The sequence below is a fragment of the Clostridium sp. genome (assembly GCF_021443865.1).
Classification (GTDB): domain Bacteria; phylum Bacillota; class Clostridia; order Clostridiales; family Clostridiaceae; genus Clostridium.
This window is the reverse complement of sequence record NZ_JABUTB010000046.1, coordinates 9,068-26,563: the sequence shown is the minus strand read 5'-3', so window position 1 is coordinate 26,563 and position 17,496 is coordinate 9,068. Positions and strand designations below refer to the sequence as shown.

Annotated in this window: 13 protein-coding genes and 2 pseudogenes; 13 read left to right on the top strand and 2 right to left on the bottom strand. The window is 28.3% G+C overall.

Features of this window, described 5'->3' with window-relative positions:
- The 6 genes from HUJ77_RS09470 to HUJ77_RS09445 all read left to right on the top strand — a co-directional run.
- Positions 1-668: cobalamin-dependent protein (locus HUJ77_RS09470; protein ID WP_291708340.1), on the top strand; the 668-nt coding region annotated here is incomplete at its 5' end.
- 68 nt (positions 669-736) lie between these two features.
- Positions 737-1,699, top strand: coding sequence for a tRNA-dihydrouridine synthase family protein (locus tag HUJ77_RS09465; RefSeq protein ID WP_291708339.1), 963 nt, complete (start codon positions 737-739; stop codon positions 1,697-1,699).
- A gap of 529 nt (positions 1,700-2,228) precedes the next feature.
- Positions 2,229-4,133 (top strand): acyl-CoA dehydrogenase family protein, encoded by a 1,905-nt coding sequence (locus HUJ77_RS09460; RefSeq protein ID WP_291708338.1) that lies wholly within the window; start codon positions 2,229-2,231, stop codon positions 4,131-4,133.
- 47 nt (positions 4,134-4,180) lie between these two features.
- On the top strand, positions 4,181-5,383 hold the full coding sequence (locus tag HUJ77_RS09455) for an FprA family A-type flavoprotein (RefSeq protein ID WP_291708337.1): 1,203 nt from the start codon (positions 4,181-4,183) through the stop codon (positions 5,381-5,383).
- 128 nt (positions 5,384-5,511) lie between these two features.
- Positions 5,512-6,528 carry an oxidoreductase gene (locus tag HUJ77_RS09450; RefSeq protein WP_291708336.1) on the top strand — a complete coding sequence of 339 codons (1,017 nt, stop codon included), beginning with the start codon at positions 5,512-5,514 and terminating at the stop codon, positions 6,526-6,528.
- A gap of 19 nt (positions 6,529-6,547) precedes the next feature.
- On the top strand, positions 6,548-7,258 hold the full coding sequence (locus tag HUJ77_RS09445; protein WP_291708335.1) for an SDR family oxidoreductase: 711 nt from the start codon (positions 6,548-6,550) through the stop codon (positions 7,256-7,258).
- Between the two features lie 94 nt (positions 7,259-7,352).
- Here HUJ77_RS09445 and greA read toward each other — a convergent pair whose 3' ends face one another.
- Positions 7,353-7,817, bottom strand: coding sequence for a transcription elongation factor GreA (greA, locus tag HUJ77_RS09440; protein ID WP_291708334.1), 465 nt, complete (start codon positions 7,815-7,817; stop codon positions 7,353-7,355).
- 115 nt (positions 7,818-7,932) lie between these two features.
- Positions 7,933-8,316 (bottom strand): VOC family protein, encoded by a 384-nt coding sequence (locus tag HUJ77_RS09435; protein WP_291708333.1) that lies wholly within the window; start codon positions 8,314-8,316, stop codon positions 7,933-7,935.
- A gap of 187 nt (positions 8,317-8,503) precedes the next feature.
- Here HUJ77_RS09435 and HUJ77_RS09430 point away from each other — a divergent pair, with 187 nt between their 5' ends.
- The 7 genes and pseudogenes from HUJ77_RS09430 to HUJ77_RS09400 form a co-directional block, all read left to right on the top strand.
- Positions 8,504-9,046, top strand: coding sequence for an isochorismatase family protein (locus HUJ77_RS09430; RefSeq protein ID WP_291708332.1), 543 nt, complete (start codon positions 8,504-8,506; stop codon positions 9,044-9,046).
- A gap of 84 nt (positions 9,047-9,130) precedes the next feature.
- Positions 9,131-9,358, top strand: a complete 228-nt coding sequence (locus tag HUJ77_RS09425; RefSeq protein ID WP_291708331.1) for a hypothetical protein — start codon at positions 9,131-9,133, stop codon at positions 9,356-9,358.
- Between the two features lie 42 nt (positions 9,359-9,400).
- On the top strand, positions 9,401-10,039 hold the full coding sequence (gene yidC / locus HUJ77_RS09420) for a membrane protein insertase YidC (protein ID WP_291708330.1): 639 nt from the start codon (positions 9,401-9,403) through the stop codon (positions 10,037-10,039).
- 266 nt (positions 10,040-10,305) lie between these two features.
- Positions 10,306-14,703 (top strand): phosphodiester glycosidase family protein, encoded by a 4,398-nt coding sequence (locus tag HUJ77_RS09415; RefSeq protein ID WP_291708329.1) that lies wholly within the window; start codon positions 10,306-10,308, stop codon positions 14,701-14,703.
- 503 nt (positions 14,704-15,206) lie between these two features.
- Positions 15,207-16,580, top strand: coding sequence for a Trk system potassium transporter TrkA (trkA, locus tag HUJ77_RS09410; protein ID WP_291708328.1), 1,374 nt, complete (start codon positions 15,207-15,209; stop codon positions 16,578-16,580).
- Positions 16,570-17,373: pseudogene (locus HUJ77_RS09405) on the top strand (potassium transporter TrkG); the annotation flags it as partial. The gene trkA and the pseudogene HUJ77_RS09405, both read left to right, overlap by 11 nt.
- Positions 17,351-17,496: pseudogene (locus tag HUJ77_RS09400) on the top strand (formate--tetrahydrofolate ligase); the annotation flags it as partial. The pseudogenes HUJ77_RS09405 and HUJ77_RS09400, both read left to right, overlap by 23 nt.

The following is a 17,496-nucleotide window of genomic DNA, read 5'->3' as shown; positions in this document are numbered from 1 at the left end:
AAGACAAAAAAACAAACAACAAAAGTAATTATTTGGTAAATAAGGATGAGTATAAAGAATTTTTAAAATATTTATTAAATGGATATAAGAATAAAGCAAGAGATTTAATATTAAATATGTATAACAATGGAATAGATATAGAATGGATATATTTTAATATATTAGAAGTAGCATTAAAAGAAGTTGGTGTACTTTGGGAAGTTGGAGAAATAGATGTGTGGAATGAACATTATATTTCAGAAAATATTTTAGATATAATGAGAGAATTAAAAAGCCATCAAAGAATTAATGATAATAGGGAATCATCTATAATTTGTTTAACAGCAGGATCAGAGCAACATAATATTGGAATAAAGATGATTGCTGATTTATTAGAAGTTAGTGGTATTAAGGTAATATATCTTGGCTCAAATCTTCCAACCCTTAGTATTATTAATGCTATCAAATCAGAAAATCCTAAATATATTGCTATTTCAGTTACCATTACTAATAATATAGAATCTGCTAAAAATGTTATAAAAGCAATTAGAGCTTACTTTAAGAATAAAGCTCCTTTAATAATAGTAGGTGGAATGGCTTTTGCTAATATTAATGATGTTTGCAAAGAAACAGATGCAGATTTTTATTGTAAAGATTTAGATGAAATAAAAATGTTATTTAATAAATAAAAGATATATAGATAAGTTAAGATAAGGCTGATATAATTTCTTTAGAATAAAGATAGAGGAGTTAGTACATGAAATATTATTTAGCACCTATGGAGGGAATTACTGGGCATATATATAGAAATGCTTATAATAAGTATTTTAATAATATGGATAAGTTTTTTACACCTTTTATTACACCAAACACAAGTAATAGTTTTAAGACTAAAGAATTAAGAGACATTTTACCAGAAAATAATAGTGGATTAAATATTGTTCCTCAAATACTTACTAATGATTCAGAAGGATTTATTAATACTTCAATGAAGTTAAAAGAATTAGGATATAATGAAGTGAATTTAAATTTAGGATGTCCATCTGGAACTGTGGTTTCAAAAAATAGAGGTTCTGGATTTTTAGCAAAAAGAGAAGAACTAGATAAGTTTTTAGAGGAGATATTTAAAATTTCTGATATGAAGATTTCTGTGAAAACTAGAATAGGAAAAGATAAGCCTGAAGAATTCTATGAACTTATCAAAATTTATAATAAGTATCCATTAGAAGAATTGATAATTCATCCAAGAACTAGAGAAGATTTTTATGGGAACAAGCCTAATTTAGAAATATTCGAGGATGCATTAGAATTAAGTAATAGTACAGTATGTTATAATGGAGATATTTTTACAAATGAAGATTATAATAAATTTATTAGTAACTTTCCAACTGTAGATAAAGTTATGATTGGAAGAGGGATATTAGCTAATCCTGGATTATTAGATGAAATAAAAGAAGATAAGCTTTTAGATAAAAATATATTAAAAGAATTTCATGACGAAATTTTTACTAACTATAGGGTAGCGTTTAAAGAAGATAAAAATGCTATTTATAGAATGAAGGAGTTGTGGGGTTATATGATATATATATTTTCTGATAACAAAAAATATATAAAAAGAATAAAAAAGGCACAGAATATAGAAGATTATAATGAAGCAGTTATGAGTCTTTTTAGAGAACAGGATATTATAAGGGGAGCCGGATTGTTTAGTGAACATTAAATAATATATAGTACATATATATAGTACATATATAAAGTCAGATTATAATTCTGACTTTTTTTGTTTTCTAGGAATTTACAAAATATTACCCTTAGAATAATTTTTTATAAATTCCTTTCCTTCAGTATATGTTTTTCATTGAAGAAATTGTTAATTAAATATTAAACGAGTAAATCATATATACGATTACATTAAATGATACTTTGCAAAAATACAAATTATTGTATACATTTATTTTGGATATGCCAAAATAGCAATGTAAAAAATAACAAAATAATAATTTTAGTATTAGATATTTGTTAAGAATAGTAATTAAAATATAAAAAAATATCAGATTGTAAATATTTTCAGAATAAATTGACAGTAAATATTGTTAGTTTTATAATAATTATTATTAATAGATATAAAAAATCTATTACTATGGGTTTATTTATTCTTACAATTAATTGCAGAATAAGTTTTATCTTTTATTACTAAATGAGAGTGTGTTTTATACGTTATAAAACACAAAATAAAAGGAGGCAAGTTTATGTTTTTTAAGACTACAGACCAACATGAAGAGTTTCGTGCGAAAGTAAGAGAATTTGCAGAGGCTGAAATTAGACCACAAGCTTTTTTGTGGGATAAAGAAAACATTTTCCCAACAGAAGTCGTTAAAAAATTAGGAGAAATGGGTGTTATGGGAACTCCTTATCCAAAGGAATATGGTGGATTAGGTGGAGATGTAATTAGTTATGCCATTGCTGTTGAAGAACTTTCAAGAGTAGATGGGGGAACTGGGGTTATATTATCAGCTCATGTATCTTTAGGAAGTTATCCAATATTTGCATTCGGAACTGAAGAACAAAAACAAAAGTATTTAGTACCACTAGCAAATGGTGAAAAGTTAGGTGCATTTGGATTAACAGAACCAAATGCTGGTAGTGATGCAGGTGGAACTGAAACAACTGCTGTCCTAGAAGGAGATTATTATATCTTAAATGGTGGAAAGATATTTATTACTAATGCAGATAAAGCTGATACATATGTAGTATTTGCTGTAACAACACCAGATATTGGGGTTAAGGGTATTAGTGCATTTATAGTTGAAAAGGGTTGGGAAGGATTCACTTTTGGTGATCATTATGATAAGATGGGTATTCGTTCTTCTTCAACTGCTGAATTAATTTTTAATAATGTAAAGGTTCCCAAGGAAAATTTATTAGGAAAAGAAGGAGAAGGCTTTAAGATTGCAATGCAAACTCTTGATGGTGGTCGTATAGGGATTGCTTCTCAAGCGTTAGGAATAGCTCAAGGTGCATATGAAAACGCTTTAGAATATGCAAAAGAAAGAATACAATTTGGAAAACCTATAGCTCAACAACAAGGAATTTCATTTAAATTAGCAGATATGGCAACTAAATTAAGAGCTGCTAGGTTATTAATATATAGTGCAGCTGATTTAAAGGAACATCACGAATCTTATTCTATGGAATCTGCAATGGCTAAGATGTATGCTTCAGACATATGCTTAGAAGTAGTAAATGATGCACTACAAATATTCGGTGGATCAGGATACTTAAAGGGTATGGAAGTTGAAAGAGCTTATCGTGATGCAAAAATTTGTACAATCTACGAAGGAACTAATGAAATTCAAAGAGTAGTTATTGCATCTCATATAATTGGAAAGATGCCTAAGGGTGATAAAAAGGCTAAGAAGAAAGCTGACCCATTGACAGGGGCACGTAAGAAGGTTATATTTAAGGAAGGTACAGCTAAAGAAAATGTGGACAAACTTGTTGAGGCACTAAAGAATGATGGATATGATTTTACTGTTGGAATTGACATAAATACTCCAGTACAAAAAGCTGATCGTGTAGTAAGCGTAGGTAAGGGTATTGGAGAAGAAAAAAATATGGAATTAGCGAAAGCTTTAGCCATCCAAGTTGGTGCAGCTATTGGATCATCACGTCCTGTTGCTGAAACAATGAAGTATTTACCTCTAAATCGTTATATTGGAATGTCAGGACAAAAGTTTAATGGAAATCTTTATATAGCATGTGGTATATCAGGCGCTGGACAACATTTAAAAGGAATTATGGATGCTACTACTATTGTTGCTATCAATAATAATGCTAATGCGCCAATATTTAAAAATGCAGACTATGGTATAGTTGGAGATATAATGGAAATAATGCCATTATTAACAGCTGCCTTAGATAATGGAGAGCCAAAGAAACCAGCTCCTCCTATGAAGAAGATGAAGAGAAGTGTTCCTAAGAAGGCTACACCTACATGGAAAACTTATGTATGTGGTGGCTGTGGATATGAATATGATCCAGCATTAGGGGATGAAGAAAATGAAATAGCACCAGAAACTCTATTTGAAGCCCTACCAGAAGAATGGATTTGCCCAGATTGTGGTGAAGAAAAATCTAGTTTCATAGAGGCATAATCTTTAGCAAAAGTTAAAATTTTCATAGTCAAAAGGAGGATTAATTAATGTTTTGTGTTAGAAAAGTAACAGAAGACCTTTATTGGGTAGGCGGTAATGATAAGCGCCTAGCTCTATTTGAAAATATTCACCCAATTCCAAGAGGGGTTTCATACAACTCATATTTATTATTGGACAAGAAAACAGTATTATTTGATACTGTAGATTGGTCAATATCAAGACAATTTATAGAAAATATTCAAGCTGTTTTAAAGGGAAGAAAATTAGATTATTTAGTAATAAATCATATGGAACCAGACCATGCAGCTTCTATTGAAGAAATTATTATACGTTATCCAGAAATTAAAATAATAGCTACAGAAAAAGCATTCTTATTAATGAGACAATTTGGATTCAAAGTTGATGGAAGAGAAATAGAAGTTAAAGATGGAGATACAAAATCATTTGGTAAGCATGAAATCAAATTTATAACTGCACCAATGGTACATTGGCCAGAAGTTATGGTAAGTTTTGATACTACTAATGGAGTTCTTTTCTCAGCTGATGCCTTTGGATCATTTGGAGCTTTAGATGGTAAGTTATTTAATGATGAAGTTAACTTTGAGCGTGATTGGATTGATGATGCAAGAAGATATTATACTAATATAGTTGGTAAGTATGGTCCACACGTACAATTATTATTAAAGAAAGCAAGTAATCTTGATATTAAGATGATTTGTCCATTACACGGTCCAGTTTGGCGTTCAAACCTTGGATATTTTATAGATAAACATGATAAATGGAGTAAATATGAACCAGAAGAAAAGGCTGTAATGATAGTATATGCTTCAATGTATGGAAATACAGAATCAGCAGCTACTGCTTTAGCAACTAAATTTGTTGAAAAAGGAATAACTAATATAGTTATGTATGATGTATCTAATACTCATGTGTCTACATTAATAGCTGAAACATTTAGAGTAAGTCATATTGTATTAGCATCAGTAACTTATAACTTAGGAATTTATCCATTAATGCATAATTATCTTGTAGATATGAAAGCTCTTAATTTACAAAACAGAACCTTTGCTTTAATAGAAAATGGTTCATGGGCTACTCAATCTGGAAAGTTAATGGCTGGATGTATTAATGAAATGAAGAACATGAACATATTAGAAGATAAGCTTTCATTAGTTTCTTCTATGAAAGAAGATAATGCAGTAGACATGGATGGACTTGTTGATGGCATTATCGAATCAATGAATAAATAATAGATTAACATAAGGCCTATTAAGGATACTATAAAAAAATCTGCGATATTATATCGCAGATTTTTTTGCTTGATTTTACGAAAAGGTAGTATAATTATGTATAATAATAAATAATTTGGAGGAGTAGAATGCTTACAATAGGGTATATAGGAAATGGGAAAAGTACAAATAGATATCATTTACCATTTGTACTTCAAAGAAATAATATAAAGGTGAAAACCATTTATCAAAGGAATCCTAAAAATGAGAAATGGGATAGAATAGGTGGAGTAAATTATACCTCTAATTTAGATGAGTTATTAAAGGATAAAGATATACAATTAGTTGTAGTTTGTACAAGACAAGATAGTCATTACAATTATGCAAAACTAGTTTTAGAAAATAATAAACATTGCTTAGTAGAAAAGCCATTTATGGAAACTTATAATGAAGCAAAGGAGATTTTTGATTTAGCAAATTCTAAAAAATTAGTTGTTCAAGCTTATCAAAACAGAAGATTTGATAGTGACTTTTTAACAGTTCAAAAGGTTATTGAAGAAGGTAAGCTTGGAGAGTTATTAGAATTAGAAATGCATTTTGATTATTTTAGACCAGAAGTTCCAGAAGGAAATCCTAAATTCTCTCCTTATGAATCATTTTTATATGGACATGGATGTCATACTTTAGATCAGGTAATAAGTTATTTTGGTAAACCAGATAATATTCACTATGATGTAAGGCAATTACTTGGTTCAGGAAAAATGAATGATTATTTTGATTTAGATTTATATTATGGAACTACAAAGGTATCAGTTAAATCTAGTTATTTTAGAATAAAAGCAAGACCAAGCTTTGTGGTGTATGGTAAAAAGGGGTGTTTTGTAAAGGAAGGTAAGGATAGGCAAGAAGAGCATTTAAAAATGTTTTATATGCCAACCAATAAGGATTTTGGTAAAGATACAATAGATCAATATGGTGTTATAACATATATTGATGATGAAGGAACTATCCACGAAGAAAAGGTTAAATCTGTAGATGGTGATTATGGAAGAGTATATGATGATTTATATGAAGTAATTATCAATAATAAAGATAAGACTATTAAAGATTATGAAACTTTATTACAATTAGAAATATTAGAAGAAGGTATAAAAAACTTAAAATAATATTTAAGGAGATATTAATATGAGAGTAGTATTAATAACTGGAGGAGCCAAAGGTATTGGGTATCATTTAGCTGAAGGTTTTGCTAAGAATGGATTTAAAGTAGTAGTAATGGATATTTTAAAGGCAAAATATGAAAATTCTAATATAGATTTTTACAAGGCAGATTTAAAAAGTGAAAATGAGATAGAAGAAGTCTTTGCTAAGATTACGGATAAATATGGCTATATTAATGTATTAATTAATAATGCTGCAATTAGTCATTATGAAAAGTATATAGAAGATGTACAGTTAGAAGATTTTGATAATGTAATTAATACTAATTTAAGAGGATGCTTTATTTGTTGCAGGGAATTTATAAAAGCAAATAAGGGTCAAAATTATGGAAGAATAATAAATATTTCATCCACTAGATATAATCAAAATGAAGCAAATTGGGAGCTTTATGGAATGTCTAAAGGGGGTATTATATCTTTAACAAATAGTTTGGTAGTTTCATTACATAATACTCCAATAACAGTTAACGCTATAAGTCCTGGATGGATACAAGTTGATAATTATGAGGATTTACGAGATATTGACCATAATCAACATCCATCTGGTAGAGTAGGAAAGCCTAAGGATATATTAAAAGCTTGCCTATATCTATGCGACGAAGATAATGACTTTATAAATGGAGCTAATTTAGTAATAGATGGTGGTATGACAAAAAATATGATTTATGAAGAATAGAAAAAGGAGCTGTTTTCAGCTCCTAATTAAAAATCTAGAATAAATTCAGTAAGTTTATATATTGCTAAATTTAATTACTTATGAAAGTAAGGTATTATAGTATTTCTAATATTTCTACAGTATACTTATCTTCTGGTGCAATTACTTCAACAGTATCACCAACAGTTTTACCTTTAAGTGCTAATCCAAGATCAGATTCAATGCTAATGCACATATTTTCAGGATCAGAATCCATAACAGTAACTAGAGTTACTACATCATCAAAATCATCTTCCATAAATTTAATTCTTGCTTTGCTACCAATTCCTAATACAGACTTATCTATTTCTTCATCCTCTATAACAGTAGCTGTAGAAATCATATTTAATAAATACTGTATTCTATTATCATTTTCTCTGTAGTTAGCACAAGCTTCTTTATATTCTGCATTTTCTGATCTATCACCATGAGCTGCGGCTATGGCTTTTTCCTTAGCTATTTCAGCTCTTTTTACCGTCATTCTATATTCTAATTCTTCTCTTAACTTTTTTATGTTCTCCTGAGTAAGCGTATTGTTCATGAAATTAATCACCTCTTAAAAATATCATAATCACATTATATAATATAAAAAATAAATTTAAAAATCTAATTAAAAAATAAATTTAACATAATTTTTATAAAAGTAATATTATTATTTAGACAGTTATTTCAATCTGATTTCCTTCTATTCCAATAATGCAGCTTTCATAATATCCATCACCAGTCGTTCTTGGACCGCTAATAACTTCATATCCATCATTTTTTAATCTTATAGTTAAACTATCTACATTTTCTTTGCTACCTACACTAAAAGCAAGATGAATAAAGCCTGTTCTTGTTAACTCTTTATTTGTATCAACCATATTAGGCTTAGTCATAATTTCTAATCTGCCATTATCTTCAAAACTCAAAAAATAGGATTTAAAATCAGTTTTTTTATTGTGGTAAATTTCATTGTGTTTTGCATCAAAATATTTAACGAAAAAATCCTTAGCTTTTTCTAAATCATTTACGTACATTGCTATATGCTCTATTTTCATAATAAAATTCTCCTAATTATAAAATAATTTTTACTTTGTATTTTTATTATACAGGGTTAAGGAGTATTATTCTAATAAAAATATAATTTAAATAAAATATTATACAACATTTATATTTTTGGTTAAAATAACATTATAGTAATATTAGTTATAAAATATAAAAATATATAAATTTTTGGAGGTTGCAATGAAAAAAATATTAGTAGTTATTGATTATCAGAAGGATTTCGTTGATGGTGCTTTAGGTTTTGAAAAAGCTACTACATTAGAAGAAGGTATATATAATAAAATAAACCAATATTTAAAAGCAGGAAATAAAGTTCTATTCACTTATGATACTCATGAAGAAAACTATTTAAATACAAGAGAGGGTAAGAACTTACCAGTAGTTCATTGCATCAAGGGTACAAAGGGACATGGATTATTTGGAAAACTAGAGGAATTTGAAGGCAATGACAATATTATAAGTTACCATAAATATGGATTTGGCCTGGCACCTAAAGATATGGTTAAAATATCAGCAGAAATAGGAGAAGATATAGAGGAAATTGAAATAGTAGGAGTAGTTACTAATATTTGTGTAATAAGTAATTTTGTAATGTTTCAATCACAGTTTAGAAATGCTAATATAATAGTTGATGCAAGCCTTTGTGCAAGTTTTAATGAAAGCCTACATTATAAGACTTTAGACGTAATAGAAGGTTTACAAGGGAAAGTTATAAATAGATAAATAATAAAATTATTATTTCCATATATTTACTTACCATTATAAGTATCTTATAATAAGGTAAATAATAACTTTTAGGAGGTATATATGAAATTTGATATGATATATTTAATGAATTTAATATTAATATTAAGTATTAGTACTGTTTTATTTATATACTTTAAAGGTTATCTTTTAAATAAAAAGAAAGACTTTACTAAGGTTATTTTAATTTATATAAGTAAAGAAATATTTAATTACTGTACTAATTTAACTTTAGATAAATATAATACCTATGAAAAGATAGATATTTGGAGATATTGTACCTTGTTTTAATAATGATGATGTTTATTAAATTTTTAAATATAAGGAGGATTTATGGACGTCATTATTAATATTTTTAAAGACATTGTACAGTTCTTTTATCAATATACTGGAGACTATGGAATAGCAATTGTTTTACTAACTGTTATAGTTAAGATTTTTATGCTTCCTTTTTCAATAAAACAAAGGATAGCAATTAAAAAGCAGATAATCTTTAGTAAGAAGATAGAGGAAGTTAAAACTAAATATAAAACTAATAAAAAGAAACAGGAAGAAGAACTAAATAAGCTTTATTTAGAGAACTCTAAGGGATTATTTGGATGTTTACTTCCCGTATTACAATTACCTATAATTTCTGGTTTGTATATGTCTATTGATAGATTAAAGATTGAAGCTATGAGCATTCTAATTCCTTGGGCTATTAATATAGGAAATACAGATGATAAATTTTTAGTTCCTATAATATATACTATTATAACTATAGTACCTAGTTTAATTTCATACTTAAAGGTATTTGGTGATAATGAGGAAACTGTAAATTTAAAAAGTATTTTACCTATGATTATAATGGGAGTGTTAATAACATTTAAAGCTCCTATAGCTTTAGGAATATATTTTATAACCTCAAGTTTATTTACCTTATTAGAAGATATAGGTTTTAGAATTTATAGTAGGAATAAGAAGTTTGTATAGAAAAATTATTATAAATATAGATTTAGATTTGTTTGTTGGATGCTTAAAGCATCCAACATTTTTTGCTTTTAGGAGAGTTTTTTAGTATATGAAGCACTTATAAATTAAATTGTTTTTTTAATATAATAATAAAAATAATTTAAAATATTAGGAAAATGTTTACAGGGGAAAAAGGATATGCTACTATTTATGTAATGATATTTCATAATAAAAATAAAATTATGAAATAGAGTTAAATATTATTAAAGAATTTATAGGAGGATATTATGAGTAAAAATTTAAGAACTAGAATCGTGTGCTTAATAATTTCTATTTCTATTTTTTTCAGTTTAGTACCAGCATTTACTGTCAGTGCTTTAGGTGAGTTTGATATATCATCACCTCTTATTTCTATTCCTATTAATAATTATATAACAAAACTTGCACCAGGAATTTTAGAGAAGGGATATTCATTTATTGATAGTAATGGCAAGAGAAATGAAAGCTTTGTTATAGAAGTAGACTCTCTAAATGAAAAAGTAAGTATAGAAGCTACGACACCAAATGATGAAAGCGCTTATGGGCTACAAACTGTAAGGAAACAAGCTGAGGTGCTTATAGCAAAGGGAGAGCAAGTAGTTGCAGGAGTTAATGCAGATTTTTATAATATGGCAACTGGAGAACCTAGTGGAGTAGTTGTAAAAGATGGAGTAATAATTAAAAATAATCCTAATTCAAGAAAATTTTTTGGAATACTTAAAGATGGCACTCCAGTTATTGGTGATTATAATAAATTTAATGAATTAAAAGATAATATTGAAGAAGCCTTAGGTGGTAACGCAATACTAGTAAAAGATGGACAAGTATTTGAAACCCCACAAACTGGTGCTGATAAAGAGCCAAGAACTGCAGTAGGTATAAAAGAGGATGGAAAAGTAATTTTTTTAACTGTTGATGGAAGGCAAGAACCATATTCCACAGGTCTTTCCATGGAGGAACTTGCAGAATTAATGATATCTATGGGGGCAGTGCAAGCACTTAACTTAGATGGTGGGGGATCTACTACACATTTATCAAGAATACCTGGTAGTGATGTGTTAGATATAAAAAATAAACCCTCTGATAATTCAGAAAGAAGCGTTGCTAATTCTTGGATGATAATATCTAAAGAACCTATAACTCATGAATTTAATTCAGCTTATATAACTCCTAATGAAAAGAGTTTTACGCCAAACTCAAATATACAATTTGCTGCTTTAGGCGTAGATTTAGCTGGAGCTTCAGCTGAGTTACCTAAAGAAGGATTAATTTGGAGTATTTCAGATGATTCATTTGGAACAATAAATGAGAATAATGGATTATTTACATCCACAGGGAAATTAGGACAAGCTAAAGCTTTATTAAGCTATAATGGAAATGTAGTAGGAGAAACTAATTTTGAAATTGAGATTCCAAATGAAATATATTTTTATAATAGTGAAATAAGTATTGATAAAAATTCCAGCAGGAGTTTAGGATTAACTACTTTATTTAATAAAAGAAATGTAAAATATAATGATAATGATGTAATTTGGGATGTTCCTGAGGGAATGGGAACTGTAGATGAAAATGGTGTTTTACATACATCAGATAGCAGTTTGTCAGGTGAAATTAAGGCAAGTATAAGAGGAACAGACCTATCAGCTAGTGTAAATGTTACAGTAGGACAATTGCCAATAGTATTAGAAGATTTTGAAGAGGGACTTGGGTTATGGAAAGCCTCTACTGCCAATAGAGGGGAAATAGTATCAGTAGAATTAACAACATATCCAAATGAACCAACAAGATTTGGTGAGCATTCATTAAAATTAAATTATGATTTTACAAATGCTCAAGTAGGGACTACCCTAGGGGCTTATGCAGGACCTACAGAAACAATAAATATTGAAGGAAACCCAAAAGCTATTGGTATGTGGGTATATGCAACTGAAGAAGCTAAGGGATATTGGTTAAGAATGAATTTAATGGCAGGAGATGGAAAAAGTAAGACTATTGATTTAGTTAACCAAAGGCCAGGGATAGATTGGACTGGATGGAAGTATGTAGAAGCTGAAATACCTGAAACATATATTGGACCATTCTCATTACATCCAACCCAAACAATTAGAATAATGTCATTAAAATCAGGTCTTGAAGGTGAGGGACCTATGACGAAAGGTGCATTATATATAGATAATATACGTGCAGTTTATGGAGATAGCGTTGATGATCTATATCCACCAATAATAGATTCAATTAATATTGCAGATAAAGAATATGATGTAAATAATATTAATATTACAGCAAAACTTTATGATTATCAGGAGGATCAATATGCTACAGGTATTAATTGGGATAGAGTTAGAATAATTGTAGACAATGTGGATTATACAGGAAAAGAAGGACATTTTTCTTATGATAAAGATGGAACAGTATCATTATCAGGATATAAATGGGCTGATGGAATTCATAAAGTAGAAGTAATAGCTCAAGACAATTTTGGAAATGAAACTAATAAAATTGAGTATTTTAATGTGAATACTGATTCTGCAAAAATATATATTGAATCAAAGGATGAAGAGGGATTCTTAGGTGGCTCTATAAATTTAGAGTTAAAATCTAATAAAGGAGCTGATGTAAAAAGCTTCATATCTAAAGTAAAAGTGGATAAGAAATATAATATAAAAGATATTAAGTTTTCTGAAAAAATTAAGAATTTTACATGGGACTATAATAATGAAAGCGGATTAATTGAGATATATGGTGAAAATAATAATTTAGATAATGAAGAAAGTATACTAGCAAATATAGAGATAGAAATACCGAATACTATTGATATTTCTTCAAATATAAGCTTTGAAATTATTAATTCAACTATAGACTATATATCAGAAAAGGATATAAGCTTTATTAAAACATCATCTTCTAGAATAGGAAAAGTTCCACTAATAAGTGCTTTTAATATTTATTTAGAAGAAATTCTTGTAGGTAAGCCTGCTATTATAAAAGTACTAGATAAAAGTGGTAGTACAGTTAGTGAGGCAAATATAGTAGCAGAATATGAAGATGGAAGTAAAAATATCTTAGGCAAAACTAATTCTGATGGATTACTTTCTAGTGAAGAACTTACAAATGAGGTAAAAAGATTTTCTATATATGCTGAAAAAGATGGACTATCATCTACAATATTAAAGAGTCAATCTTATGCAGCATTGAAAGATATAAAGCCATCAAATATATTATTTGGAACTACTGAAAATCCAAGTAAAGAAAAATCAGTTACATGGATGACAAATCCATTAACTTCTGGGAATAAGGCAGTAGTTCAATATATAAAGAAATCAGACTATGATTCAAAAACACCACCAAAAAAGAAAATGAAGGTAAAAGAAATTAATGCTGACTATAAGGAGCTTACATTTGGAGGAAATAGTGATATTAAGTTAAATGGAATAGTAAGACTCAATAAGGCAAAAATAACTGGATTAAAACCAGACACTTCTTATATGATGAGAGTTGGTGACGGAGAAAATTGGTCTGAATATATGGAATTTACAACATTAAAAAATAAGGATAGTATGAAGTTTGTAATACTTGGTGATACGCAATCTCCATCAAAGGAAGGTTTAGTGGAGTTAGATAAAATATTAAATGTTATTGAAAATCAGCATACTGATTCAGATGCAATAATCCATGTAGGGGATTTTATTGATGACGCTTCAATATTCCAGCAGTGGGATTATATAAGTTCATTATTCAATAATTATACTAAAACAAACTCTATTGATATGATAAATGTTTTAGGAAATCATGAATATATGGGTGACCCAAATGCAGAAAAAGGAAAGACCATATTTAGTATCCCAACTAAAGGTATAGATGAAAACTTAGATGGAGTATATTCAGTAGACTATAATGATGTTCATTTTAGTGTTATAGGATTTACTTCTGATAAAGCGTTATTAGAAAAGAAATTAGATTGGTTAAGAAATGATGTTAAAAAATCAGATAAGAAATTAAAGATTTTATTAACACATCAACCACCATATTATACAAATCCTGAAGGTGGAAATGGATTAATTAAAGAAATGCTACCTCCAGTAGTTGATGAATTAGGAATAGACATAGTATTTTCAGGACATGATCATGCTTATGGAAGAACTAAAAAATTGAAAAATGGTGTAGAAGATAAAAATGGAGCAATATATGTAGTAACAGGAACCACAGGTCAAAAGCATTATCAAGCAGTTAATGATGGAAGTTTTGAAGTATATAATGATGAGAACACTGCTATTTATACAACTTTAGAGTATAATGACGATGAGATGCGAATAATAGCAAGAAAGACAGATGGAACTGTAGTTGATGATTTTAATTTAGATAAAAAGTCGCCTGAAATAACTATAACTGGTGTAAAGGATAAAGGAGTTTATAAAGATAGTAAGATTAATATACAAGTTTCTGCTAATGAAGAAGCTGAAATTATTACAACTTTAAATGGAGAAATTTATTCAGGTGAAGAAATTGTTAATGCAGGTAAATATGAATTGGTTGTAGTTGCTACTGATTCTTCAGGAAATCAATCAAAAAAAGCAATTAACTTCAAATTAATAATTAATCCTAAAAAAGGTAAGAAAATAACATCTAGAATAGAATACATTTTCTAAGAACATGGCATGAATTATAACTAGAAGATAGGTATCTATTTTAATAAGTATAGTATATCTAACAAGTATAAGGATAAATTAAAAATAAATATAAATGTGGGGCTGTCGCACAATGTAAAATGAATAATTAAAAATGTAAAATTAAAGAAGAAACTCCCTTCGGAGTTTCTACAGAAAATATATATCTTTTTAGTAATTCCTTTGGAATTACATCAATAATTCTACATTTTACATTCTACATTTTTAATTTAGGAGCTGTTGCGACAGCTCCCTTAATTTTATATTTAATTTACTTTCTGATAAAATTAAATATGATAGATTCTTTTACATAAGTAATCTATAATAGAATTGATGTAGATAACTTAGAGTTTGTTGCAGGGATTATAATCTTGATTTAGTAACAAGAGATTAAGATAAATTTAATTGCTTTAAATAATATTATTTGTAATGTATAATTTAAGTATTGTTCATATGAGTAAGATAAGATAACGAGGAGAAGAAAAATGAATATTATTATAGTTGGTGCAGGTAAAGTAGGATATACCTTGGCTAAATATCTATCTATAGATGGAGATAATATAACCATTATTGATAATAAGGATATAGCCTTAGAACATATTAATAATAATTTAGATGTTATGTGTGTTAAAGGTAATTGTACTAGTTTAAAGGTTCTAGATGAAGCTGGAGTAAGAACAGCTGATTTATTAATTTCAGTAACAGATAGTGATGAATTAAATATGCTTTGTTCCTTAGCATCTAAAAAATTAGGAGTTAAGTATACTGTGGCTAGAGTTAGAACGCCAGATTATGATGAAGATTTAACTTTATTAACAGAAGCTGTAGGAATAGATTTAGTTATAAATCCAGAAAAAGCTGCAGCAATAGAAATAGCTAAGTTAATTAAATATCCATCTGTATGTAGCATAGATAACTTTTCTGATGGCAAAGTAAATTTAGTTGGATTTAAGGTATCTGATACTGAACTAGAAGGTAAGATGGTAAGTAATATTGATTTTATTAGAGGTAATGTACTTTTTTGTGGAGTAGAAAGAAAAGATGAATTTATAATGCCTAGAGGAGACTTTATTTTTCATAAAGATGATAGAGTTTATGTAATAGGTGAGCATAAAAATATTCAAAACTTTTTCAAAAAGTTAGGGAAATATAAGAAAAATGTAAAGAGAGCCATGATTGTAGGTGGGGGTAAAATAGGATATTATCTAGCTAAAATTATTAGTGAAGTTGGAGTGAATTGCAAGATAATAGAAAAAGATTTGAAGATTTGCGAGGAATTAAATAGCCTTTTACCAAACGCTATAATTATAAATGGTGATGGTATGGATGAAGAGTTACTACTATCTGAAAGTCTACTAGATGTAGATAGTTTTATTACTTTAACAGGAAGAGATGAAGATAACATAATAGCTTCTCTTTTAGCAAGTAGTAAATCTGTAGATAATGTAATAACTAAAATAACAAGAGACAATTATAGAGAAATTGGAAAAACTGTAGGAATAAATTCTATAGTGAATCCAAAGCTAGCTACTGCATATAAAATATTAAGATATGTAAGATCATTAAGAAATAAGAAAAAGTCTTCTATAGAGAATATCTATAGAATTTGTAATGATAAAGCAGAAGCAATAGAGTTTATAGTTGGAAATGATACAAGAAATATAAATGAAAAATTTAAGAATGTAGAATTTAATAATGATATCTTAGTGGCTACAATTGTTAGAAATAATAAAATAATAATTCCAACAGGTGATGATTGTTTAAAAGTAAAAGATAGAGTAATAATAGTAAGTAAAAATATGAAAACCTTAAATATTGATGACATCTTTGCTGGAGGTGGCAGAAAATATGAATTATAAAATGGTTCTAAAGGTTTTAGGAAATGTATTGTTATATGAATCAATACTTTTATTAATTCCTTTAGGTATAGCACTAGCTTATGGAGATGGTGACAGCTTAGCCTTTTTAATAACAATTATTTTGATGATGCCAATAGCATTGGTATTAAAAAAAATGAATATTGAAGGAAAAGAAATGTATGCAAAAGAAGGATTTTTAACAGTGGGACTAACATGGATAGTAATATCAGCCCTTGGAGCATTACCCTTTGTTATTAGTGGAGCTATACCATCCTTTATAGATGCTTTTTTTGAAACAGTTTCGGGATTCACAACAACAGGTGCAACAATATTAGCAGAAATTGAATCCTTACCTAGGGGGATTTTATTTTGGAGAAGTTTTACTCATTGGATAGGAGGTATGGGATTTTTAATTTTTATATTAGCATTAGTACCATCCTTAGGATCTAATACAATATATTTATTAAGAGCAGAAAGCCCTGGGCCTAATCCAGGAAAAATAGTACCTAAAATAAGTGAAACTGCTAAAATATTATATATAATATATCTTATATTAACTATAGTTCAAACTATTTTATTAATGATGGCAGGACTTTCAGCTTACGATGCTATAATACATGCCTTAGGAACAGCGGGAACAGGTGGTTTTTCTAATATGAATACCAGTGTTGCTGCATTTTCTAGTCCTTCAGTTGAATGGATTATAACAATATTTATGATATTATTCGGAATTAATTTTGCTTTATATTTTCAAGTAATAAGAGGAAATATTAAAAGATTCTTTAAAACCAAATCTAGTTCAAACTCGTGAAGGAACACCGGCAATTATTCATGGAGGACCTTTTGCTAATATAGCGCATGGTTGTAATTCTATAATGGCTACTAAGATGGCATTGAAGCTTGGAGAAATTGTAGT

What these genes read in the sequence shown, in the direction of transcription:
- HUJ77_RS09465 (WP_291708339.1), top strand. Translation starts at nt 737, where the DNA reads ATGAAATATTATTTAGCACCTATGGAGGGAATTACTGGGCATATATAT.
- HUJ77_RS09460 (WP_291708338.1), top strand. Translation starts at nt 2,229, where the DNA reads ATGTTTTTTAAGACTACAGACCAACATGAAGAGTTTCGTGCGAAAGTA.
- HUJ77_RS09455 (WP_291708337.1), top strand. Translation starts at nt 4,181, where the DNA reads ATGTTTTGTGTTAGAAAAGTAACAGAAGACCTTTATTGGGTAGGCGGT.
- HUJ77_RS09450 (WP_291708336.1), top strand. Translation starts at nt 5,512, where the DNA reads ATGCTTACAATAGGGTATATAGGAAATGGGAAAAGTACAAATAGATAT.
- HUJ77_RS09445 (WP_291708335.1), top strand. Translation starts at nt 6,548, where the DNA reads ATGAGAGTAGTATTAATAACTGGAGGAGCCAAAGGTATTGGGTATCAT.
- greA (WP_291708334.1), bottom strand. Translation starts at nt 7,817, where the DNA reads ATGAACAATACGCTTACTCAGGAGAACATAAAAAAGTTAAGAGAAGAA.
- HUJ77_RS09435 (WP_291708333.1), bottom strand. Translation starts at nt 8,316, where the DNA reads ATGAAAATAGAGCATATAGCAATGTACGTAAATGATTTAGAAAAAGCT.
- HUJ77_RS09430 (WP_291708332.1), top strand. Translation starts at nt 8,504, where the DNA reads ATGAAAAAAATATTAGTAGTTATTGATTATCAGAAGGATTTCGTTGAT.
- HUJ77_RS09425 (WP_291708331.1), top strand. Translation starts at nt 9,131, where the DNA reads ATGAAATTTGATATGATATATTTAATGAATTTAATATTAATATTAAGT.
- yidC (WP_291708330.1), top strand. Translation starts at nt 9,401, where the DNA reads ATGGACGTCATTATTAATATTTTTAAAGACATTGTACAGTTCTTTTAT.
- HUJ77_RS09415 (WP_291708329.1), top strand. Translation starts at nt 10,306, where the DNA reads ATGAGTAAAAATTTAAGAACTAGAATCGTGTGCTTAATAATTTCTATT.
- trkA (WP_291708328.1), top strand. Translation starts at nt 15,207, where the DNA reads ATGAATATTATTATAGTTGGTGCAGGTAAAGTAGGATATACCTTGGCT.